The organism is Streptomyces sp. NPDC048718, assembly GCF_043198875.1.
In the GTDB taxonomy this organism is placed as follows: domain Bacteria; phylum Actinomycetota; class Actinomycetes; order Streptomycetales; family Streptomycetaceae; genus Streptomyces.
The window spans coordinates 454,624-475,223 of the sequence record NZ_JBICVG010000006.1 but is presented as its reverse complement, the minus strand read 5'-3'; the positions used below and the strand labels follow the sequence as shown (position 1 = coordinate 475,223).

Annotated in this window: 18 protein-coding genes; 9 read left to right on the top strand and 9 right to left on the bottom strand. The window is 73.5% G+C overall.

What is annotated here, in order from left to right:
* Positions 1-105 precede the first annotated feature (105 nt).
* The gene (locus tag ACGFRB_RS14665) at positions 106-978 is read left to right on the top strand and encodes a (2Fe-2S)-binding protein (protein ID WP_363007387.1); all 873 of its coding nucleotides are present in this window, start codon (positions 106-108) and stop codon (positions 976-978) included.
* Positions 979-1,258: 280 nt separating this feature from the next.
* On the top strand, positions 1,259-2,455 hold the full coding sequence (locus ACGFRB_RS14660; RefSeq protein WP_393243067.1) for a DUF2637 domain-containing protein: 1,197 nt from the start codon (positions 1,259-1,261) through the stop codon (positions 2,453-2,455).
* A gap of 70 nt (positions 2,456-2,525) precedes the next feature.
* On the opposite strand, the gene ACGFRB_RS14655 is transcribed toward ACGFRB_RS14660, so the two are convergent.
* The 4 genes from ACGFRB_RS14655 to ACGFRB_RS14640 form a co-directional block, all read right to left on the bottom strand.
* A complete protein-coding gene (locus tag ACGFRB_RS14655) occupies positions 2,526-2,930 on the bottom strand; it encodes an ATP-binding protein (protein WP_363007390.1) in 405 nt (134 codons plus the stop codon).
* Positions 2,931-3,030: 100 nt separating this feature from the next.
* On the bottom strand, positions 3,031-4,773 hold the full coding sequence (locus tag ACGFRB_RS14650) for a pyruvate dehydrogenase (RefSeq protein WP_393243065.1): 1,743 nt from the start codon (positions 4,771-4,773) through the stop codon (positions 3,031-3,033).
* Positions 4,774-4,800: 27 nt separating this feature from the next.
* Entirely contained in the window at positions 4,801-6,294 is a 1,494-nt protein-coding gene (locus tag ACGFRB_RS14645; protein ID WP_393243063.1) for a protein phosphatase 2C domain-containing protein, read from the bottom strand.
* 111 nt (positions 6,295-6,405) lie between these two features.
* A complete protein-coding gene (locus ACGFRB_RS14640; protein ID WP_393243061.1) occupies positions 6,406-6,711 on the bottom strand; it encodes a hypothetical protein in 306 nt (101 codons plus the stop codon).
* Between the two features lie 235 nt (positions 6,712-6,946).
* Between ACGFRB_RS14640 and ACGFRB_RS14635 the strand changes: the two genes are divergently transcribed.
* A complete protein-coding gene (locus ACGFRB_RS14635; RefSeq protein WP_393243059.1) occupies positions 6,947-7,930 on the top strand; it encodes a helix-turn-helix domain-containing protein in 984 nt (327 codons plus the stop codon).
* Positions 7,931-8,016: 86 nt separating this feature from the next.
* Entirely contained in the window at positions 8,017-8,499 is a 483-nt protein-coding gene (locus ACGFRB_RS14630; protein ID WP_363007400.1) for a DUF456 domain-containing protein, read from the top strand.
* 73 nt (positions 8,500-8,572) lie between these two features.
* On the opposite strand, the gene ACGFRB_RS14625 is transcribed toward ACGFRB_RS14630, so the two are convergent.
* Entirely contained in the window at positions 8,573-9,409 is an 837-nt protein-coding gene (locus ACGFRB_RS14625) for an EamA family transporter (RefSeq protein ID WP_363007628.1), read from the bottom strand.
* A gap of 83 nt (positions 9,410-9,492) precedes the next feature.
* Between ACGFRB_RS14625 and ACGFRB_RS14620 the strand changes: the two genes are divergently transcribed.
* Entirely contained in the window at positions 9,493-10,347 is an 855-nt protein-coding gene (locus ACGFRB_RS14620; RefSeq protein WP_393243057.1) for a MurR/RpiR family transcriptional regulator, read from the top strand.
* Between the two features lie 399 nt (positions 10,348-10,746).
* Here the strand turns inward: ACGFRB_RS14620 and ACGFRB_RS14615 are convergent, their stop codons facing one another.
* The 3 genes from ACGFRB_RS14615 to ACGFRB_RS14605 all read right to left on the bottom strand — a co-directional run bounded on the left by ACGFRB_RS14615 (position 10,747) and on the right by ACGFRB_RS14605 (position 14,776).
* The gene (locus tag ACGFRB_RS14615) at positions 10,747-12,174 is read right to left on the bottom strand and encodes a bifunctional transcriptional activator/DNA repair enzyme AdaA (RefSeq protein ID WP_393243055.1); all 1,428 of its coding nucleotides are present in this window, start codon (positions 12,172-12,174) and stop codon (positions 10,747-10,749) included.
* A gap of 229 nt (positions 12,175-12,403) precedes the next feature.
* On the bottom strand, positions 12,404-13,525 hold the full coding sequence (gene rsgA, locus ACGFRB_RS14610; RefSeq protein ID WP_393243053.1) for a ribosome small subunit-dependent GTPase A: 1,122 nt from the start codon (positions 13,523-13,525) through the stop codon (positions 12,404-12,406).
* Positions 13,526-13,861: 336 nt separating this feature from the next.
* A complete protein-coding gene (locus ACGFRB_RS14605) occupies positions 13,862-14,776 on the bottom strand; it encodes an arylamine N-acetyltransferase (RefSeq protein ID WP_393243051.1) in 915 nt (304 codons plus the stop codon).
* Positions 14,777-15,184: 408 nt separating this feature from the next.
* On the opposite strand from ACGFRB_RS14605, the gene ACGFRB_RS14600 reads away from it, so the two are divergent.
* The 4 genes from ACGFRB_RS14600 (at position 15,185) to ACGFRB_RS14585 (ending at position 19,646) form a co-directional block, all read left to right on the top strand.
* A complete protein-coding gene (locus ACGFRB_RS14600; protein ID WP_393243049.1) occupies positions 15,185-16,960 on the top strand; it encodes an AMP-binding protein in 1,776 nt (591 codons plus the stop codon).
* Between the two features lie 322 nt (positions 16,961-17,282).
* Positions 17,283-18,503 (top strand): AraC family transcriptional regulator, encoded by a 1,221-nt coding sequence (locus ACGFRB_RS14595; RefSeq protein WP_393243047.1) that lies wholly within the window; start codon positions 17,283-17,285, stop codon positions 18,501-18,503.
* Positions 18,500-18,646: a hypothetical protein gene (locus ACGFRB_RS14590; protein ID WP_363007414.1), complete on the top strand. Its 147-nt coding sequence runs from the start codon at positions 18,500-18,502 to the stop codon at positions 18,644-18,646. Before ACGFRB_RS14595 ends, ACGFRB_RS14590 begins: the two co-directional genes overlap by 4 nt.
* A gap of 1 nt (position 18,647) precedes the next feature.
* Entirely contained in the window at positions 18,648-19,646 is a 999-nt protein-coding gene (locus ACGFRB_RS14585; protein ID WP_363007416.1) for a peptidoglycan-binding protein, read from the top strand.
* 448 nt (positions 19,647-20,094) lie between these two features.
* Here ACGFRB_RS14585 and ACGFRB_RS14580 read toward each other — a convergent pair whose 3' ends face one another.
* Entirely contained in the window at positions 20,095-20,571 is a 477-nt protein-coding gene (locus ACGFRB_RS14580; RefSeq protein ID WP_363007418.1) for a phospholipase, read from the bottom strand.
* Positions 20,572-20,600 lie beyond the last annotated feature (29 nt).

Here is a 20,600-nt window from a genome sequence, read left to right as displayed (position 1 = left end):
CGGGGTCCCCTGTGCACGATAGGCGGACGGCGTCGCAGTTCAAACACCGTGCGTGTCGGGTAAGGTAAGGCTTACCTGCCCACGAGCGCGATTCGGTGGTCCCGTATGACCGTCCCCACCTTGCGAACTCCGCCGCCCGCCCCGGCCGGTTCGGCCGTCGCGGCGGCCTACGCGCGGATCGCCGAGGTCTTCCCGGCCCTGCGGGTCGAGGAGTGGACGGACGGCGACGGGCGGCGCGGCGGCGGCTGGTTCGGCGCCGACGAGCTGGCGGCCGGCGGCGAGGATCTGGACGCCTTCCTGGCCTGGGACGAGGAGCAGGTGCTCCGGGATTACGGGAGCCCGGGGCGTCCGGACGTGGTGGCGGGCTTCGGACTGCACCGGTACGCCTGGCCGGCCTGCCTCCTGGTCACGCTCCCCTGGTTCCTGGACCGCCGGGTTCCCCGGCTGCCCGCCCGCAACGTGGCCTTCCACCGCGGGCTCGGGCGGCTCGCGGTGCGCGTGGAGGATTTCGCCTGTCTGCCGGGCGATCCGGCGGCGGCGCTGCCGGGCGCGCGAGTGGTGGCGGACGAGGAGGCGCTGCGCGCGCGGGCGCGGGAGGCGCTGGCCGAGCACTTCGAGGCGGTACTGGCCGGATTCGGGCCCCGGATGCGGCGCGGCCGGCGCGCGCTGTGGGGAATGGTGACGGACGAGATCGTCGAGGGCCTCTGGTACGTGGCGGCGCTGCTCGGCGAGGAGGACCGGGCGCTCGGCGAGCTGGAGCGGCTGATGCCGGGGACGGTCCGGTCGTACGCGCCGTACGCGGGGGCGGCGAACTTCCGCGAGCTGCCGGGTTCGGCGGAGGCCTGCGGTGGCCCACGCGCCACCCGGGACCGGGTGACCTGCTGTCTCTTCTACACGCTGCGCCCCGAGGACACCTGTCTGACCTGCCCCCGCACGGCCGACCCGGAGCGGGTGCGCCGACTGGCCGCCGCGGGCTGACGGACCGGCCGGTCCGACAGGCCGAACAGGCCGCCGAGGGCGCAAGGAAGGCGCCCGCCGTCCTCCCCCTCGCGCCGGTGCGCCTCCCTTCACCCCTCACCACCGAACAAAACCCCTCTCCCCGCATGCCAGTTCGACCAGATTGAGCCTCCGTACGCCCCCTACGCCCCCATTGGCATGCTGTTCCCCGGAAACCCCTTGTCCGTCCCGCCCGGTCGGCCAGGATGGCCGCCGCGTCGCCGTTTCGCGAGGCACTCCTGAGAGGCAAGGAACACCGCCGATGAGACTGACCGACATATCGCTGAACTGGCTGCTCCCGGGCGGCGTGGTCCTGGTGGGCGGCCTGGTGGCGGTGGCGATGCTCGCGCGCGGGAAGCGCGCCCCGGACCCGCCGGCCGGCGAGGGCGGCCGGGAACGCGGCGAGGAGCGCCGCCGGCGCCGGGAGACCCTGTACAGCTCCGCCGCCTACGCCCTGCTGTTCTGCTGCGCCGCGGTCGCGGCGGCGCTCTCCTTCCACGGTCTGGTCGGCTTCGGCCGGCAGAACCTCGGTCTCTACGGCGGCTGGGAGTACCTGGTCCCGTTCGGGCTCGACGGCGCGGCCATGTTCTGCTCGGTGCTCGCGGTGCGGGAGGCCAGCCACGGTGACGCGGCGCTCGGTTCACGCCTCCTGGTGTGGATGTTCGCGGGGGCCGCGGCCTGGTTCAACTGGGTGCACGCGCCACGGGGCCTCGGGCACGCGGGCGCGCCGCAGTTCTTCGCGGGCATGTCGCTGTCGGCGGCCGTCCTCTTCGACCGGGCGCTGAAGCAGACCCGGCGGGCGGCCCTGCGCGAACAGGGACTGATCCCCCGGCCGTTGCCGCAGATTCGGATGGTCCGCTGGCTGCGGGCACCACGGGAGACGTACGCCGCCTGGTCGCTGATGCTCCTGGAGGGCGTCCGTACGCTGGACGAGGCCGTGGACGAGGTACGCGAGGATCGCCGGGAGCGGCGGCGCGGCCGGATCGCCCGGCGGGAGCGGGCCAAGCTGGACCGAGCCCGGCTGAAGGCGCTGAGCCGGCGGCACCGGGCGTACGGAGACGGTGCCCGTCAGGCCGGCTCCGCGACGGTGGCGCTCGGCGCCTCGTCCGACTCCGGCACGGGCACGGGCACGGGTACGGGTACAGGTACAGGTGCGGCGGCGACCGGACCGACCGGGCCCGCCGTCGCGGAGCCCGTGATAGCGGAGGTTCCCGACCGGGCGCCGGCCCGGGTGAAGCACGAACAGCGGCCCGAGGAGTCCGGGCCGCGAACCCGCCCGTCTCTCCAGGCGGTGCGGGAAAAGGCCGGGAATCCGGCCTCCGAGTCGCGCGCGGGTGATTCCCGCCCGATCGATCCCGCATCCGCATCCGCGGCCGCCTCCGAGGACGACCTGCGGACGCTGCCCCGGCTCGATCAAATGGAGCGCAAACTCGCCGCGATGGAGCAGCAGTTCGGCTGATCTTCAGCACACGAACCAAGCCCCTCGCACGCACGGGAACAGCGGGGCCGCCACTCCCCTCACGGGTTCCTCAGGCGGCCCCGCCGTACAGTTCGAACCACACCACCTTGCCCACCCCCTGGTTCTCGACACCCCAGGAGTCGGCGAGGGCTTCGACCAGGATCAGTCCTCGGCCGTGCGTGCCGTCGTCGGCGTACGGGACCCGCGGATGGTCGATCCCCGGGACGAAGTCCCGTACCTCGACGCGCAGTTGTTCGGGTTCCACGGTGGCGGTGACGACGGCCCCGTGTTCGGTGTGGACAAGAGCGTTGGTCACCAGTTCGCTGGTGAGCAGTTCCGCGACGTCGGTGGCGCCCGGTGCGCCCCAGGCGCCCAGCATCGCGCGTAAGGCGTGCCGCACCTCCGGAACCGCGGTGAGATCGGCGCCTCCCACCTTTCTGAGCAGTTGAGTCGGCTGCTTCGCCTTCCCGGTCATAACCCCACCCCGTTGTCGGATCGAACAGGCTCACGGGGATGCATGCCCCGCCCGGGGAACCGCATTCATGGGGCTCGCGTCACGGAACCGGTGCACGGAGTCACGGACGGGGCACATTGCGCAAATTCGAGCGGGCCATCTGAACCATGCGACCCACGCCCCCGTCCAGGACGATCTTTCCGGCGGAGAGCGCGAAGCCGGTGACCATGTCGGTGCTGATCTTCGGCGGGATGGAAAGGGCGTTGGGATCGGTGACGACGTCGACGAGGGCCGGCCCCCGGTGCGCGAAGGCGCCCTTGAGCGCGCCCGCCAGTTGTTTGGGCTTCTCCACTCTGACCCCGTACGCCCCGCACGCGCGGGCGACGGCGGCGAAGTCCGGGTTCTTGTTGGTGGTGCCGTACGACGGCATGCCGCTCACCAGCATCTCCAACTCCACCATGCCGAGGGAGGAGTTGTTGAAGACGATCACCTTCACCGGCAGGCCGTACTGGACGAGGGTGAGGAAGTCGCCCATGAGCATGCTGAATCCGCCGTCGCCCGACATCGACACGACCTGCCGCTCGGGGTCGGTGAACTGGGCGCCGATGGCCTGCGGCAGGGCGTTGGCCATCGAGCCGTGACTGAAGGAGCCGATGATCCTGCGCCGCCCGTTGGGCGACAGGTAACGGGCGGCCCAGACATTGCACATGCCCGTGTCGACCGTGAAGACGGCGTCGTCGTCCGCGAGTTCGTCGAGAACCGAGGCGACGTACTCGGGGTGGATCGGGACGTGCTTGTCGACCTTGCGGGTGTAGGCCTTGACCACGCCTTCCAGGATGGCGGCGTGCTTCTTCAGCATCTTGTCCAGGAAGCGCCGGTCGGTCTTCTCCCGGACGCGCTCGATCAGACAGCGCAGCGTCTCGCGGACATCGCCCCACACGGCCAGGTCGAGCCGGGAGCGGCGGCCCAGCCGCTCGGGCCGGACGTCGACCTGGGCGATCTGGACATCGTCGGGCAGGAAGGCGTTGTAGGGGAAGTCCGTACCGAGCAGAAGCAGCAGATCGCAGCCGTGGGTGGCCTCGTAGGCGGCGCCGTAGCCGAGCAGTCCGCTCATGCCGACGTCGTACGGGTTGTCGTACTGGATCCATTCCTTGCCGCGCAGCGCGTGCCCCACGGGGGCCTTCACGCGTTCGGCGAACTTCATGACCTCCTCGTGTGCCCCCGCCGTACCGCTGCCGCAGAACAGCGTCACCCGATCAGCGGAATCGATCATCCGGACGAGCGCGTCGATCTCGGCGTCCCCCGGCCGGACGGTGGGCCGCGCGGTGACGAGCGCGGTCGCGACGGGCTGTTCGGGGGCGGCCTGGGCGGCGATGTCGCCGGGCAGGGAGACGACACTGACCCCGCCCTGGCCGACGGCGTGCTGGATCGCGGTGTGCACCAGCCGGGGCATCTGGCCCGGGTTGGAGATCAGCTCGCTGTAGTGACTGCACTCGCGGAACAACTGGTCGGGGTGGGTCTCCTGGAAGTAGCCGAGGCCGATCTCGCTGGACGGGATCTGGGAGGCGAGGGCGAGCACCGGGGCCATGGAACGGTGGGCGTCGTACAGGCCGTTGATCAGATGGAGATTGCCGGGGCCGCAGGAGCCCGCGCAGGCGGCGAGCCGGCCGCTGATCTGAGCCTCGGCGCCGGCGGCGAAGGCGGCACTCTCCTCGTGCCGCACCTGGATCCAGTCGATGCCGGCGGTACGGCGGATGGCGTCGACGACCGGGTTCAGGCTGTCGCCGACCACCCCGTAGAGGCGCTGGACGCCCGCACGGACGAGGATGTCGACGAATTGTTCTGCGACATTCTGTTTGGCCATGGGTCCATCAACCCATGGGCCCGGAGGTTACGCCTCCCAGACCGCCACCGCCGTACGGTCGTCGGCGTAGCCGGTGACCCGCAGCTGGGTGTCGGCGAGAAAGGCGGCCAGACCGGGCACCTCGGCGCTGTCGGCGGCGGCCCAGCGGGTGGCGAGTTCGCCGGCGAGAGCCGGTGCGCCGCGCATCGGCTCGGCGAGCCCGGCCGAGGCGAGCAGCAGGGTGTCGCCGGGGCGGGCGGCGCAGACACGGAAGCGGAACGGCTCGGCGGGCGGGGGCGGCGGCTCCTCGACGAAGGGGCGGCCGGGCGCGGCGGCGAGGCCGAGGCTCAGGGTGTACAGGTCGCCGTCGCCGAAGTCGTAGTCCTCTGTGTCGGTGGCGGGCTCGGGGGCGCCGTCGCCCGGGTGGGCGTCGGTGGGTCCAGTGCGGCGCGGGTCCGGCCCGGAGGACGGGTCCGGCTGGTCGGCCGGGTCGGCCGCCGCCGGCTCGATGTCCTGCCAGGAGCCGTCGCGCAGCCGGAACAGTCCGCCGGGTCCGACGCCGAAGAAGACCCGGGTGCGGCAGCCGGGGTCGGCGGACAGCAGCAGACAGCGCAGGTGGGCGGAGTACGACTCCGGGGCGAGGCCGTGTTCGGCGGCACGGGCCCGCAGCCTGCGGCAGGCGCGGTCGGTGAGCCGGCGGAGCCCGGCTCCGAGGTCGCCGGCGCGGCCCGAGCGGAGGTCCTCGGACAGCCGGGCGTGGCTGCGGCCGACGGCCTCGCCGATCCAGCGGCAGGCGTCGGCGGCGGCGAGCGGGGCGTGCGCGGTGGCGCGGTCTCCGGTGGCGCGGTCTGCGGTGGCGACGGCGACGAATACGAGCGCGGCCTCGTCCTGGCCGAAGCGGGCCGTGAGCAGGGCGTCGCGGCGGGGTTCGCCGCGCAAACGGGCGGAGTCGCCTCGGACGGAGGCGGCCCGCAGGGTGCAGGCGCCGTAGCGGGCGCCGTCCAGGACGGTGTCGGCGACGAGGTCGCCGAGCGCGTCGGGGTGGGCGGCGGGCAGTGCGGTGGGCTCGGGCTCGTAGGTGGGCGGCCGGCTGCCGATGTGTCCGGTACGGGGCCGGGGCGCGGGGACCATCCGGGGTCCCGGTGCGGGGGTCGCCTGGGACGCCGGGGCGGGTGCCGGGGCGGGTACGTCCTCGGCGACTGGCACGGGCGTGGCTCCGGGAGGCTGCGCGGAGGCCGGCTCGGAGGTCGACGCGGGCGCGGGCCCGGCGACCGGGGGTGTGACGGGTTCGGTGTCCGGGGCGGAGGCCGGGCCTGAGTCCGGGTCGAGAGGTGGGCCGGAGGCCGGGATGAGAGGTGGGTCGGCCGCCGTCGCGGGGGCGGGCACCGGCGTCCGGCCGGTCAGGGAGACGGTGGTCGCCGCGGCGGAGTCGTAACGCTCGTCGAGGCTGTCGGACGTCGATGCGGGCCCGGTGTCCTGGGCCGCCGCGTCGTAGAGCCTGTCCCACCAGCCGGTGTCGCCCTTCTCGCCCTGCTGAGTCATGCCCGCATTGTCCACCGGGCGAGCCACCAAAAACCGGCGCATCGCCGGAAAAAGTGGTCCGCCGGACGTCTCCAACCCCCCACGGGAAGGACGCCCGGCGGACCGGCGTGATCAGCGCACGGCGTGGGCGCGGACCACGGTCCGGGGGACGGAGCCGCCGTGGGCTTCCGTCGGTTCGGTCCTCAAGGAGACCCACTCGCCGACCATTCCCACGCCCTGGCCCGCGTGGTCCACGGTGGCGAGGGCGAGGGGGACCGGCCGTTGCCGTCCGGCGCGGGCGGTCTCGCTGCCGGCCGGCAGCCGCTTGCCGGGCGCCGGCTCGTCCTGCGGCACCGCGCACGCGGAGGCCGGGGCCGCGGTGACGGCCGGGACGGCCGCGGTCGCCGCCCCCAGAGCCGTACGCGAATACGGGCGCATCGCTCCCCCTCTCTCTGATCCCGGACACGGCGGGGCGAAAGCCCCCGCGTCCGGGGGTCGCCGGTACCGCGGTGGCGCCACATTGGCAGAGGTGAGGGTGGTGCGGGCAGGATGAACGAGGCGGGAATGTGCCGTGGCCGTTTCCCGCCAGGCACCACATGGAACGAATGCGTCCGCGGGCCGCCCCGGGACGTCCGGGTCGCCCGGGGCGTCCGCGCGAGGGATGGGTCGGCAGATGCTGGGTGCGATAGGTCTCGACGAACGGCAGGAGTCCGCCTACCGCGCGCTGGTCGCGCTCGGCGCGGCCGAGGTCTCCGACCTGGCCCATCGGCTGGCGCTGCCGGAACTCGACACCGAGCGGACACTGCGGCACCTGGAGTCGCAGGGCCTGGCCGCCCAGTCCTCGGCCCGGGTGAGCCGCTGGGTCGCGGCCCCGCCCGGGATGGCCCTCGGCGCGCTGCTCACCCAGCAGCGGCACGATTTGGAGCAGGCGGAACGGGCGGCGGCCCTGCTCGCGCGGGAGTACCGGACCGAGGCGACCGAACCCGCCGTCCACGACCTGGTGGAGGTGGTGACCGGCGCGAGCGCGGTCACCCACCGCTTCCTCCAGCTCCAGCTGGGCGCCACCGACGAGGTGTGCGCGCTGGTGACGGGCAACCCGATCGCCGTGTCCGGCGTCGACAACGAGGCGGAGGCGCGGGCCTCCGGGCGTGGTGTGCGCTACCGCGTGGTCGTCGAGCGGGACGTCCTGACGCAGCCGAACGGGCTGGTCGAGCTGTCGGCGGCGCTGGGACGGCACGAGGAGATCCGGGTGGTGGACCGGGTCCCGACGAAGCTGGTGGTGGCGGACCGGACGCTGGCGATGATCCCGCTGTCCGGCCGTAACGCCGAGCCGGCCGCCCTCGTCGTCCACGCGAGCGGCCTCCTCGAATCGCTGACGGGCCTGTTCGAGTCGGTGTGGCGCGAGGCGCTGCCGCTGCGGCTCGGCGCGGGCGCGCGTCTCGTGGAGGAGGCGGCGCCGGGCCCGGACCCGGTGGACCTGGAGGTCCTGTCGCTGCTCCTCGCGGGGATGACGGACGCGACGGTGGCCAAGCAGCTGGACCTGGGGCTGCGGACGGTGCAGCGGCGGGTGAAGGGGCTGATGGAGCTGGCGGGCGTGACGACGCGGTTGCAGCTGGGCTGGTACGCGTACGAGAAGGGATGGGTGGCGCGCCGGTAGGGCGAAGGGGTTGCCGGGCCACTCGTCCGTACTTCTTGGGCACCCTTTGACCTGCGGGAACGCTCGTTCTCCGGCACCCTGGGCAGATGGGAGTGTGGCAGCTTCTGCTGATCGGCCTGGTGATGCTGCTCGGCCTGTTCGGGGTGCTGACGCCCGGCGTGCCCGGGACGTGGCTGGTGTGGGCGGCGGTGCTGTGGTGGTCGCTGCACGAACAGAGCGGTCCGGCCTGGATCCTGCTGGTGTCGGCGACGGGGCTGCTGCTGCTCACCCAGACGGTGGTGTGGCAGTTGCCGCCGCGCCGGTTCCGGGGGCCGGGGATCACCCGGCGGACGATGGGGTACGCGGGGGCGGGGGCGCTGCTCGGGTTCGTCCTGATCCCGGTCCTTGGCGCGGTTCCCGGTTTCGTGGGCGGGGTCTATCTGTCGGAGCGGCTGCGGCTGGGCGGCCACGGCCAGGCGCGGGCGGCCACGCGTACGGTGATGCGGGCGGTGGGGACGAGTGTGCTGGTGGAGCTGTTCGCCTGTCTGCTGATCGTGGGGGCGTGGGTGGGGACGCTGATCCTGAGCTGACGAAGGACGACCGCGTCGGGGACGGCTCCGGGCGAACGGCCAGGTCCCGGCCCCGAGCCACCGCGACCGTCAATCAGTGCAGCAGCCCGATCCCGGCCAGCATCACCGCGCCGGCGACCAGCCGCAGCCGCCCGAAGGGCTCGCGGAAGAAGAGGGTGGCGATCACGGCGGCGACCAGGATGCCGGTCTCGCGCAGGGCGGCCACGGCGGCGACGTCGCCGTGCGCCTGGGCCCAGATGACCAGTCCGTACGCGGCCATGGACAGCGCTCCGCCGGTCAGGCCGGTCCCGAGTACCGGCCTGAGCTGCCCGAACAGGGCGCTTTGGCGGCGGGCGAGCGCGATCAGCGGCAGCACCGGGCCCTGGAGGAGGAAGAGCCAGGCGATGTATCCGAGGGTGTCCTCGGTGTGCCGGACGCCGGAGCTGTCGACGAGGGTGTACGCGGCGATCAGCACGCCCGTACCGACGGCGGCGCCCAGGGCGGGCAGCTGGGCGCGCCCGATCCGGCCGGAGCCGAGGGCCAGGATCCCGAGGCCGCCGGAGACCAGCAGAACGCCGAGGGCCTGGAGCGGGGTGAGGCTGCCGCCGAGCAGGGTGACCGAGGCGACGGCGACGAGGAGCGGCGCGAGACCGCGCGCCAGCGGGTACATCTGGCCGAAGTCGCCGAGCTGGTACGCGCGCAGCAGGAACAGGTGCGAGGACACTTCGAGCGCGGCCGAGGCGGCGATGAAGGGCCAGGCGGCGGCCGGCGGGACGGGCGTGAAGCAGACGAGGACGGCCGCACAGAGGGTGTATCCGCAGTTGATGAGGGTGAAGCCGACGAGTTTGTCGGGGATCTTGTGGGCCATCGCGTTCCAGACCGCGTGGAGGACCGCAGCCGTGAGGACGGCGACGAGAGCGGCGGTGGACATCGATCCGGGCATGGCGGGGCGACTCCTGCGCGGGACGGCGTGGAACGAACTCCTGGAATGAAATTCCACGCTAGGCTAAGCGCATGGAACACAATTCCGAAAGCGGGGGTCGGCTCGCGGCCCGGATCCGTGCCCGGCTGCCGGAGCTGCGCGAGACCGAGGCCCGGGTGGCGCACACGGTCCTTGACCAGGGTCCGGCCCTGGTCCACCTGAGCGTCAGCGATGTGGCCGCGCTGGCGGGCACGGCGCCCTCGACCGTCGTACGCGCCTGCCAGCGACTCGGCTTCCGGGGCTTCCAGGAGCTGAAGATCGAGGCCGCCCGGATCGTCACCGAACCCCCCGCTCGGACGGATACGGAGGACGATCCGGCGGCCCAGGCCCTTGTGGCCACGGTGCGCGCCTCCCGCGAGGCCCTGGAAGGGCTCGCCGCGACCCTCGACACCGCCGTACTCGCCGCCGCGGCCGGGGCGTTGCGCGCGGCCCCGCGGGTGGTCGTCGCCGGCGCCGGCCTCTCGGCGGCGGTCGCGCTCGACGCCGCGTACCGGCTGCGGGCGCTCGGCTGCCCCGTCGACGCGCCGGCCGACCCGCTCACCGCCCAGCTCGCGGCGGGCCAGCTCCCGCCCCACGGCGTCTGTCTCGCCATCAGCCACACCGGCGCCACCCGCACGACGGTGGACACCGCCCGCCGGGCCCGCGCGGCCGGAGCGGCGGTGGTCACCCTCACCAGCTACGCCCGCTCGCCCCTCAGCGAGAGCAGCACCCATGTCCTGGTGGCGGGCGGTCAGGACCTCGTCTTCGGGCTTGAGACCTCCGCCAGCCGTATCGCCCACCTCGCCACCGTGGACGCGCTCACCGCCACCCTGATGTCCCTCTCCCCCGAGACCGCCCGCCGCCACCTGGACCTGTCGGCGGACGTCACGGCGGACCACGCGTACTGAGTGACGCGTACCGAGCAGGGAAGCTGATCACTAAATCCACCGTCACCCACCACCCCCACCCACCCACCGGCGCTCGCCCCTCCCCCACCCCACCCAAGCGGGAGGGGTGCGGGGCGGTGCGCCGCGACGCGGACGGGAGCGGGGGCCGGGGAGGGGGTCGTGTTCGGAACGTAAAGCGTGATTTGTGGCGCGGAGGAAGGGCGCTTCACGCACTACAGAGGTGCCCGCGCCGTAAATCATGCAGTGCAGAACACGACCCCCGGACCGGCCCCCGCGCACCCACCACGAACCCCCAGCGCGCCGCCCCGCAACCCCGAACGCGCCCCGCACCACCCCACCCGCACAGCGCAGCGCACCCGCACCACCGCCCCGCCCAGCAGCGCGCAGCGCCCCGCAGCGTCACCGCACCCCGCGAGCCAGATACCGCGCCGCGTACGAACGCCACGGCCGCCACTCCCCCCGCTCCCCCACCCCGGGAACCGCGACGTCCGGATCCCCGAGCGCCCGCACCCGGATCGCCGCGACAGCCTCGGGCCCGACTCCGGGAATCGCCGCGAGCGCGGCGGCGGACGCGTCCCGGTCGGCGCCGGGGTCGAGGCGTACGGTGCCGTCGGCGAGGGCGGTGGCGAGCGGGCCCGCGACGAGGTGGCCGGTGAGTGCGGCGGGTTCGGGGAAGACGTGGGTGAGGCCGCCGCAGCGGGTGTCGAGCGGGGTGCCGTGACGGGCGACGAGCCGGGCGGCCTCGGCGGGGCCGACGACGGTGCGGATCGCGAATTCTTCCGGTTCGGCCGTTCCGGGGGAACGTACGCCGGGGCGGGCCGCGACCTCGGCGGCGAGGAGGGGGTCGGCGCCGAGGCGTTCGGCGACGGCGTACGGGTCGGCGTCGAGGTCGAGCAGCCGGCGCAGCCGCTGTACGGCGGTGGCGAGGTCGCGCAGTTCGGTGAGCCGGATCCGGGCGTCGAGCCAGTCGCCCGGGGAGTGTTCGTCGACGGAGACGAGTCCGGTGCCGTAGGGGAGGCGGAGGGTGCGCCGGTAGGTGCGGGTGCCGGGTGCGCCGACGACTTCCTCGATGCCGGGTACGGCTTCGGCGGCGAGCAGGTCGAAGACTTCGCGTGCGGCGTACGGCCCCCGGTGGGCGAGCCGCAGCGGCACTCCGGCGGCGAGCGCGGTGCGCGGTCCGGCGCCGGTTCCGGTGCCGGATTCGGCGCGCAGGTCGGTGGGGGTGCGGGCGTAGACGGCGCGGATGGTGGCGTTGAACTGGCGGACGCTGGCGAAACCGGCGGCGAACGCGATGTCGGTGACGGGCAGGGTGGTCGTCTGGAGCAGGAGGCGCGCGGTGTGGGCGCGCTGCGCGCGGGCGAGTGCGACCGGGCCGGCGCCGAGTTCGGCCGTCAGTTGGCGCTGTACCTGCCGGGTGCTGTAGCCGAGCCGTCCGGCGAGTCCGGGGACGCCTTCGCGGTCCACGACGCCGTCGCCGATCATCCGCATGGCGCGGCCGACGACATCGGCGCGGACGTTCCATTCCGGGGAGCCGGGGACGGCGTCGGGCCGGCACCGGCGGCAGGCCCGGAAGCCGTGGGCCTGCGCGGCGGCGGCGGAAGGGTAGAAGCTGACGTTGCGCCGTTTGGGGGTGACGGCGGGGCAGCTGGGCCGGCAGTAGATGCCGGTGGTGGCCACGCCGAAGAAGAACACCCCGTCGAAGCGGGCGTCCCGGCTGCCTACCGCCTGGTAGCGGGTCTCCTCGTCGAGCGGCACGCCGCCCACCGGGCCGGCGGATCCCCCCGTAACCCCCGCACCCGCCGCCACCTCGGTCTTCGTGTCCGTCATGCCTCCAGTGTGCGCGGCGCGCGGTGGTGGGGCTGGCGGATTTCGGACACGGAGCCGTGGAGGCGGCGGGTACGGGGCGGGGGCCGGGATCGGTGCGGGGGCGGTGCGGGGGCCCGTACCGGGTCAGCACGGGAGGAACCCGCGCCGGGGGACCCGTACCGTACCGGCCCCTGCGAGAGCCCCAGGGAAGCAGCCCGTCGACGGACGCGACCACCGACGGACGCGGCCGTCAGCGGAAGCGCCCCTGCTTCATCTCCATCGCTGCGCGGCCCTCCGCGCCCCGCTGCTTCCAGCCCTTCAGCCTCTCGGCCCGCATCCGGGCGTCGGTCTTGGCAGCCAGCCGCTGGTTCTCGCGCAGCAGCTTGCGGTAGCTGTCGAGGCGGCGTTCGGGGAGGGTGCCGTCGTCGATGGCGGCGGCGACGGCGCAGCCCGGCTCGGTCTCGTGGGCGCAGTCGTGGAACCGGCACGACGCGGCCAGCTCGTCGATCTCCGAGAAGACCTGGCCGACGCCGCTCTCCGCGTCCCACAGGCCGACCCCGCGCAGCCCGGGGGTGTCGATGAGGACGCCGCCGGCCGGCAGGGCGAGCAGGTTGCGGGTGGTCGTGGTGTGCCGGCCCTTGCCGTCGGCGTCGCGGGTGGCCTGGACGTCCATGGCGTCCGCGCCGAGGAGCGTGTTGGCGAGGGTGGACTTTCCGGCACCGGACACGCCGAGGAGCACGGTCGTACCGCCGGTGGCGATCGCCCGGAGCGCCTCGACGCCGTCGCCGGTGTGCGAGCTGACCGGCAGGACCTCGATGCCGGGGGCGACCGTCTCGACGTCCTCGACGAGATAGGACAGGCCGACCGGGTCGGGCACGAGGTCGGCCTTGCTCAGCACGACGGCCGGCCGCGCACCGGATTCCCAGGCCAGGGCGAGAAATCGTTCGATCCGGCCCAGGTCGAGTTCGACCGCGAGGGACACGACGATGAGCGCGTGATCGACGTTCGCCGCGAGGATCTGGCCCTCGGAGCGCTTGGAGGAGGTGGAACGGGTGAAGGCGGTCCGGCGCGGCAGGTAGTCGCGTACGTACCGGGGGTCGCCGGCCCCGTCGGGGTCGACGGCGGCCCAGTCGCCGGTGCAGATCACCCGCAGCGGGTCGTGCGGGGTGACGAACGCCGTGTCGGCGCGCACCAGCCCCTCGGGCGTCATGACGTCGCACTGCCCCCGGTCGACCCGGACGACCCGCCCGGGGAGAAGCCCCTGGGCGGCGTACGGGGCGAACGCGGCCGCCCACTCCTCGTCCCAGCCGTAAGCGGCGAGCGGGTGCGGGGCAGCGGAAGAGGAAGACGGGTGGAGCGAAGCGTGGAACAAGGGGAAACCCTTCGAAGGGTGGCCCCGGCGGCGCGCTCCGAGCGCGCGGATCGAATGGGTGTCAGCCGGAGACCACAGGGGTGGGAACGATGAACTCCTGAATGCGGGCAGAGCCCGTCACGGTGACAGTCATCAATGTCCTCACCTCCTGTTTCTTTCTCGACGTGCCGACAGCGCCCCTTGGAAGTGGTCCCAGGGAGCGGATGGGCAGCACGATAGCCCCGCCCCGGGGCCCGGCACCACCGATTAATTCCGGGGCCTCGCCCACGGCATCGGCCGCGGGGCTCACGCCGCCGGTCGCACGGTGTCCCGGCGCGTCGGGGAAGCCCTCCCCGCTCACCCGCGCGGCGCCGGTGCGGCCTCGTAACGGGTGACCAGCGCGGCGATGTCCTCGGCGTCCGGTTCGAGCCCGAACTCCTCGTACAGCAGCGCGGGCAGCTCTCCGCCCGTCACCCGGCGTCTCTCCTCCGTGCCGTCCGGGAGGTACCCGACGAGTTCCGTGTCGCGCAGGAGGAGCCGGCGGTCGGCCGCCGGCTTCTGGACCAGCAGCCGGCCGTGGAAGGGCGAGCGGGGATGGGTGGCGGTGAAGTAGCTGGTCATGGCGAAGTCGACCGGGAAGCGCGGCTCGGTCCCGATCGCGTAGAGGGCGAGCCAGCCGTCGGGCCGGCAGAGCCGGAGTACCAGCGGACCGGTCGTCCCCCGGGTGGGGCCCTCCTCCCGGACCAGCGTGTACGTCCAGCCGGCCTGCCGCGCGGTCTCGCCGTCGCGCAGCCGGATCGGCTCCAGAAGGCCCTCGGCGCCGAAGCCGACGTCGGTGAACCAGGTCTCGTCGTCGATCTCCACCCGCAGCGCGTAGTGGGTGGCCGGGCGGATCCGGGTCTCGCCGAGGCGGACGCGTGAGGCCACGGCGGTGAAGGTGAAGCCGAGCGCTTCCAGGGCCGCCGCGTAGAGCAGGGTCTGCTCGCAGCAGGTGCCTCCGCGCCGCCGCCGGACCATCTTCGCCTGCACGGACTCCAGGTCGAGCAGGACGGCCCGGCCCAGGGCGACCTCCAGGTTCTCGAAGGCGAGCGCGGCGATGTGGGCGGCGTGCAGGGCGCGCAGCACCTTCAGCGTCGGCTCGCGCTCCCCCTCGTACCCGATCCGGGCCAGATAGGCGTCGAGATCCAACCGCTCCCCGCCCCAGACGGAGCCGACCGGGCTGATCAGGCTGTTCGGGCTGTTCGGGCTGTTCGGGCTGTTCGGGCTGTTCACGTGCTCCTCCTCCGGCGAGCCGCCCCACCCCACGTGGTTACCTCGGTCCGGGGCACGCGGAACCCTGCGAGGGGCCGGATCACCCCTGCACTCGCGGCCACCCCGGTCGTGCGGGGGCGTCCGTTGGGGCGCGGCTGTCCGTTCGTACGCCGGCACACGCTCGTACGCGGGCGCCTGCTCGTACGCGGCCGCCCCTCTGTCCACAGCCACCCGTTCGAGTGCGTCGCGACTCCGCGCGGGCGCACCGGCCGATCCGCCTCGGCCCGGCTGTGCCAGAGTGCCGGCAGGGCCCGGCGGGCCGATGTATCCACGCACCCCCACGTACCGACAGCCTCACGGTCGGCTCGCGGTCGCCGGCCGGTCCTCCCGCCGGAGACCGTCCTTGCCTCACCGAGGGAGCAAGTCCCCATGCCGGAGCTGTTCGACGCCATGCGGCCCCTGCCCGCCACCGCCGCCCGCTATCGCGAGCGGGAGTGGTGGCGCGATCGGACCTTTCTGGACGATCTGCGGGACGCCGCCGAGCAGGTACCCGACCGGCCGGCGCTCATCAACTGGCGTACGGCGGAGGGCCGGGCCGTCACCCTGACCTTCGCCGAACTCGCCGACCGGGTGGAGCGGTACGCCGCCGGGCTGGACGGGCTGGGGGTGCGGCCCGGCGAGGTGGTGGCCTTCCAGCTGCCCGACTGGTGGGAGGCGGCCGCCCTCACCCTGGCCTGCTGGCGGGTCGGAGCGGTGACCATGCCGCTCTCCTCGCGGTTCGGCCGGCGCGAGGTGGGCCGGATGCTGGCCGCGACCGGGGCCGTCCTCCTGGTCACCACCGACCGCCACCCCGGCCCGGAGCACATCGAGGCCCTCGCCCGGCTCGCCGACGACCTGCCGGCCCTGCGCCACCGTGCGGTCATCGGCGACGCCACCGCCACCGGCGCGCTCGACTTCGGCAGCTGCCTGGACACCGCCTCCCGGACGGCGCCGCGAGGTACCGGTCTCGCCCCGGACGAGGCCGCGACGGTGCTGTTCACCTCGGGGACGAGCGGCAGCGCCACCGCCGTCGTCCACAGTCTGAACACCCTGTACGCGGGGGTCCGCCGGCCGTTGCCGATCCCGCCGCTGCTGCCAGGGCAGCCCTTCCCGCTGCTCACCCCGCTCAGCCACGGTGCCGGTCTGCGCAACGGCCTGCTGCGGCCACTCGTCGACCGCACCACCGCCCTGTACAGCGACGAGTGGGACGCCGGCCGCTGGCTCGACCTGCTCGGCTCCTACCGCGCCGGCGCCCTGATCGCCCCGCCCGCCATGCTGGAGTCCCTCGCCACCGAGCAGGCCCGCCGCCCCCGGGACCTGCCCGCCTGGGAGGCCGTGGCCGCGATGGCCGCGAGCCCCTCGCGCGAGCTGGTCGACCTTCTGCGGCGCACCCTGAGCGACCGGGTCGTCAACGCCCTGGGGTCGACGGAATCCGGCGGGATCCTCTCCACCGCACTGACCGACCCGCCGGAACGGGCCGCCCGCAGCGTCGGCCGCCCGATGCCGGGGATCGAACTGCGGATGGGGCCCGCCACCGGAGCGGACCAGGCCTCGCCGGTCGACCTGCGCGGCCCGTCCACCTGTCTGGGCACCTTCGACCGCGACACCGGCCGGCTCCTGTGGCGCGCCGCCGACCACGACGGCTGGTTCCCGACCGGCGACCTGATGCGCCCGGACGGCGAGGGCGGGTTGCGCTACGCGGGCCGGGCCTCCGACCGGATCTCGGGCACCACCCAGCTGATGATCCCCGTCGTGGACGTCGAGACGGAATTGCGCGAGCATCCCGCGATCGACGACGTCGTCCTGGTCGGCTACCCCGCCGAACACGGCGACCTGCCGTGCGCGGTCGTCGTCCCCGCCGCCGGGTGCTCCCCCGGCCTGGCCGAGCTGCGCAGCTGGCTGGCCGGACGCGGCATGACCGACTGGTACTGGCCCACCCGGGTCGAGACCGTTCCGCGCTTTCCCCGCAACGAGCTCGGCAAGGTGCGCAAGAACGTCCTGCGGGCCTGGCTGTCCGGTGCCGGGCCGCTGCCGGTCGCCGACGACGATCCGACCGCGCCGGCCGTTCCGCCCGTACCGGCGACGTCGACCGCGCGGGCCAGGTCGACCGCGCGGGCCAGGTCGACCGCGCCGACCACGTCGGCTCACCCGCCCGAGGACGCCTGACCGGAGCCGGCCCCTTCGGCCCGGGGTAACTGACCGAAACTGGTCCATTCGACCTCGGGAAGCCTGACTGAAACCGGCCCATTCGGCCCCTGGACAGCCGATCGGAATCAGCCTCCCGACAGCGGGTCGAAGAGGGCGGGGCGACCCGCCCCACACGCGGCGGGCGTCCGCCCTGTGTCCGTCCCCTGCCCACTCACGAGTACTCCTCACCTGGGTCGACGGCCGCACAGGGTGCGTCGCCGGGTGGGCGCGTTGCTGCCGTGTTGGTCGGCTGCCGTCGGACGTAGATCGAACGTTTATGGCCATTGTCTTGACTGGCCCCATGCTTGACGAGATTTCAACGAGAGCACGGATGGTTCCGGCCGGTGCGCCGGACCCTGCCCTGCTCACCGCGCGCCCGGTGGGGCTGGGCGCGCTGCGGCTGCGAGTGATCCGGGCCGCCGGCGACACGTACGAGTACCGGCCCGGACCGGCGGACAGCCGGCCGACGTCCGGGCAGCACGCCCTGGTGCTGATGCTGATGCTGGAGGGGAAGGCGGCGCTGACCCAGGAGGACCGGACCGCCATCGTGTGCGCGGACGACCTCGTTCTGCTCGATCCGTCGCGCCCGCTGGGTGTCCGTCCGGCGGCGGAGCCGAGCCGGGCCGTGGTCGTCGAGATGCCGCAGGGGTCGCTGCCGCTGTCAGCCGCCGACGCCGAGCGGCTGTTCGTGGTCCCGCTGTCCGGGGCGCGGGGCCCGGGGGCGCTGCTGGCGCCACTGCTGTCCCGGGTGGCGGCCGACCCGGACGCGTACGGGGGATGCGACGGAGCGCGGGTGGCCGGGGTGGTGGCCGAGCTGGCTGGGCTGCTGTTCGACCACTGGTTGCGTCATGGGCCCGGAGACGGGGCGGACGTGGGGGCGAGCCAGGGGCCGGTGCCGGTGCCGGTGGACGGTCAGGGGCGCGGTCCGGTCCGTACCCGATTCGAGCCGTGTCCAAAGTCGCCCAAGGGGATCGGGGAGGTCGGGGAAGCCGGGAAGATCAGGGAAACCGGGGAGGTCCGCCTGGGGGTGGGCGGGCGCCGCGCGACTCGGCAGAGCATGTTGCTGAGCCGCGTACAGGCGTACGTCCAGGAGCACTTGGCCGCTCCGGACCTCACCCCGGACACGATCGCGGCGGCGCATCACATCTCCACCCGCTATCTGCACCGGATCTTCCAGCAGCAGGGGCTGACCGTCGCCGCCTGGGTACGCCGGCAGCGCTTGGACCGGTGCCGGCTCGATCTCGCCGATCCGTCGCTGGGCGATCTGCCGGTACGCAGGGTCGCCGCCCGGTGGGGGTTCGACGAACCCGCCTCGTTCACCAGGACGTTCCGGGCCGCGTACGGCACGACCCCCGGCGCGTTTCGTGTACGCGCAGGATCAACGGAGTGTGCGTACGGCGTCAATGACGCGTCCCCGCCCCACGCGGCAGACTCGGCCACGACGAGCACGGGACCGATCAAGGTCTGCGCGCTCCTCGATCCACTCGCAGCATCGCAGCATTCGCACCAGGGGGTTCGATGAACGAGAACGACAAGTTGCCGCCGGAGCCTCGGGGAGGGGCGGGCGTCTTTGACACGGACCCCGACCAGGCCGGAGTCAGCCAGGACCCGAACGTCGTCGTCACCGGCGACATCGAGGTCCTCCCCGTGGGCAAGGAGGGCTGACATGGGTTCCGTCGAGGGCATGCTGGCCCAGATGCGCGCACTCATCGGCACCGGCGAGAACCCGCCGGGCTCGGACCGCAACCAGGTCACGAGCTGGTACGGACTCGTGGGTCCGTGGTGCGACATGACCGTCTCGTACGCGGCGGCGCACTCGGACAACCTGGGTGCGATCTACGGCAAGTTCGCGTACACGGTCGCGCACGCGCAGGCGTTCCAGAACCACGGTGCCTGGCACTACGGCCTGGGCGGGGTGCGTCCGGGCGACGTCGTCTTCTTCGACTGGAGCGGCAGCCGCTCGATATCGGCCATCGACCACGTCGGTGTCGTCGAGGCGGTCCACTCCGATGGAACGATCACCACGATCGAGGGCAACACCAGCGACCGCTGTATGCGCCGGCAGCGCAACTCGGCCACGATCGTCGGTTACGGCCGTCCGGCCTACGGCAACGCCAGCCCCATGCCGTCGTCGGACGGCATGCTGCGCCGTGGTTCGAAGGGTGACGCGGTCAAGACCCTCCAGCAGAACCTCAATTCGGTCATGGGATCGGGGCTGACCGTCGACGGGGACTTCGGTCCGGCCACCGACGCCGCGGTCCGGGCCTTCCAGGCGAAGTACAAGCTGACCGTCGACGGCGAGTTCGGTCCGGCCTCCTCCGCCGCCATGAAGGCCGCCCTGGGCGGCGGTTCGGCGCCGCAGGCGCCCGCTCCGCGTCCCCCGGCGTCCGGACAGCTGGCTGTGGACGGCGACTTCGGCCCGGCGACGTGCGCCGCGCTCCAGCGCGCGCTCAACTCGCACGGCGCCAAGCTGGGTGTGGACGGCGGATTCGGGCCGCTCACCAAGAAGGCTCTGCAGAGCTACCTGGGGGTCGCCGCGGACGGGGCCATCGGTCCGCAGACGATCAAGGCGCTGCAGAAGCGGGTCGGCGCGGGCGTCGACGGCGGCTGGGGCCCGGACACCACCCGCCACCTCCAGCAGGCGCTCAACGCGGGCACTTTCTGACGCTTCTTCCGGCGCTGTCCGCCCCTCTTTCCAGCTCGGCTCCGGCGGTCGCCACCGCCGGGCCGGGCCGGGAGCGGCGACTCAGCGCTTCGGCGGCGCACGCCCGCCGGTCGTACCTTGCCCCGCGTCCCTTTGGGACGCGGGGCATCGCCGTATCCGGCGGCCATCGCGCCTTCGGGCCTCGCATGTGACGCGCGAGGCCCGAAGGCGCTTGGCTGTCCCCGCGTGCGCGGGGATCACCTCGTCGTATCCGAGCCGCTGATGACGATCGTGGGACCACCCCCGCGTGCGCGGGGACCGCAGGCGCCGACCCACGGTCTCGCCTCACCAGGCCCCGGATTTCGCCCACTTCACCCAAGGCGCGACTCAACTCACACCAAGACGGCCGCTCGCGGTGCGATCTTCCCGCGAGCGGCCGTCTCCGACCCGACCGGGGTCAGGCCCCGGGTCAGGCCCCCGCGCCGTTGTCCACCGCCGCCGTGAAGCCGAAGACCTTCACCGCCTGGTAGTAGGTCCAGGCCGTGGCGTCGCACGAGGTCGCCTTCGCGCCCGAGTAGGCCGAGCACACACGCTTGAGGTCGGCGTAGAAGGCGTCGTCGAGGCGCGACTTGTTCGCGCTGAACGTGCCGGCCTGCTTGTAGTTGCGGTAGCCGAAGTCGTGGCGGGCGCAGGCCGTCTGGAACGGGAACCCGAACGGGTTGTCCGGGGAGGTCGTGCAGTAGTCGGTCGACCAGTCGAATCCGTACGCCGACCAGCTGCCCTGGCTTGCGCGGGCGGCCACCCAGGAGTTGTAGCTCGCCGCGCTGGTCTGCGTCCATCCGGAGAGCACCTGCGGCTTGTCGGCCGGGGCGGCGGACGCCGGGGTGGCGAGGGCGATCATTCCAGCCATAACGGTGGCGGCGACTGCGGTGAGTTGGCGGCGCATCAGGGGTCCTCCCCGGGTGGGGCTCCGGG

What these genes read in the sequence shown, in the direction of transcription:
- ACGFRB_RS14665 (WP_363007387.1), top strand. Translation starts at nt 106, where the DNA reads ATGACCGTCCCCACCTTGCGAACTCCGCCGCCCGCCCCGGCCGGTTCG.
- ACGFRB_RS14660 (WP_393243067.1), top strand. Translation starts at nt 1,259, where the DNA reads ATGAGACTGACCGACATATCGCTGAACTGGCTGCTCCCGGGCGGCGTG.
- ACGFRB_RS14655 (WP_363007390.1), bottom strand. Translation starts at nt 2,930, where the DNA reads ATGACCGGGAAGGCGAAGCAGCCGACTCAACTGCTCAGAAAGGTGGGA.
- ACGFRB_RS14650 (WP_393243065.1), bottom strand. Translation starts at nt 4,773, where the DNA reads ATGGCCAAACAGAATGTCGCAGAACAATTCGTCGACATCCTCGTCCGT.
- ACGFRB_RS14645 (WP_393243063.1), bottom strand. Translation starts at nt 6,294, where the DNA reads ATGACTCAGCAGGGCGAGAAGGGCGACACCGGCTGGTGGGACAGGCTC.
- ACGFRB_RS14640 (WP_393243061.1), bottom strand. Translation starts at nt 6,711, where the DNA reads ATGCGCCCGTATTCGCGTACGGCTCTGGGGGCGGCGACCGCGGCCGTC.
- ACGFRB_RS14635 (WP_393243059.1), top strand. Translation starts at nt 6,947, where the DNA reads ATGCTGGGTGCGATAGGTCTCGACGAACGGCAGGAGTCCGCCTACCGC.
- ACGFRB_RS14630 (WP_363007400.1), top strand. Translation starts at nt 8,017, where the DNA reads ATGGGAGTGTGGCAGCTTCTGCTGATCGGCCTGGTGATGCTGCTCGGC.
- ACGFRB_RS14625 (WP_363007628.1), bottom strand. Translation starts at nt 9,409, where the DNA reads ATGTCCACCGCCGCTCTCGTCGCCGTCCTCACGGCTGCGGTCCTCCAC.
- ACGFRB_RS14620 (WP_393243057.1), top strand. Translation starts at nt 9,493, where the DNA reads ATGGAACACAATTCCGAAAGCGGGGGTCGGCTCGCGGCCCGGATCCGT.
- ACGFRB_RS14615 (WP_393243055.1), bottom strand. Translation starts at nt 12,174, where the DNA reads ATGACGGACACGAAGACCGAGGTGGCGGCGGGTGCGGGGGTTACGGGG.
- ACGFRB_RS14600 (WP_393243049.1), top strand. Translation starts at nt 15,185, where the DNA reads ATGCCGGAGCTGTTCGACGCCATGCGGCCCCTGCCCGCCACCGCCGCC.
- ACGFRB_RS14595 (WP_393243047.1), top strand. Translation starts at nt 17,283, where the DNA reads ATGCTTGACGAGATTTCAACGAGAGCACGGATGGTTCCGGCCGGTGCG.
- ACGFRB_RS14590 (WP_363007414.1), top strand. Translation starts at nt 18,500, where the DNA reads ATGAACGAGAACGACAAGTTGCCGCCGGAGCCTCGGGGAGGGGCGGGC.
- ACGFRB_RS14585 (WP_363007416.1), top strand. Translation starts at nt 18,648, where the DNA reads ATGGGTTCCGTCGAGGGCATGCTGGCCCAGATGCGCGCACTCATCGGC.
- ACGFRB_RS14580 (WP_363007418.1), bottom strand. Translation starts at nt 20,571, where the DNA reads ATGCGCCGCCAACTCACCGCAGTCGCCGCCACCGTTATGGCTGGAATG.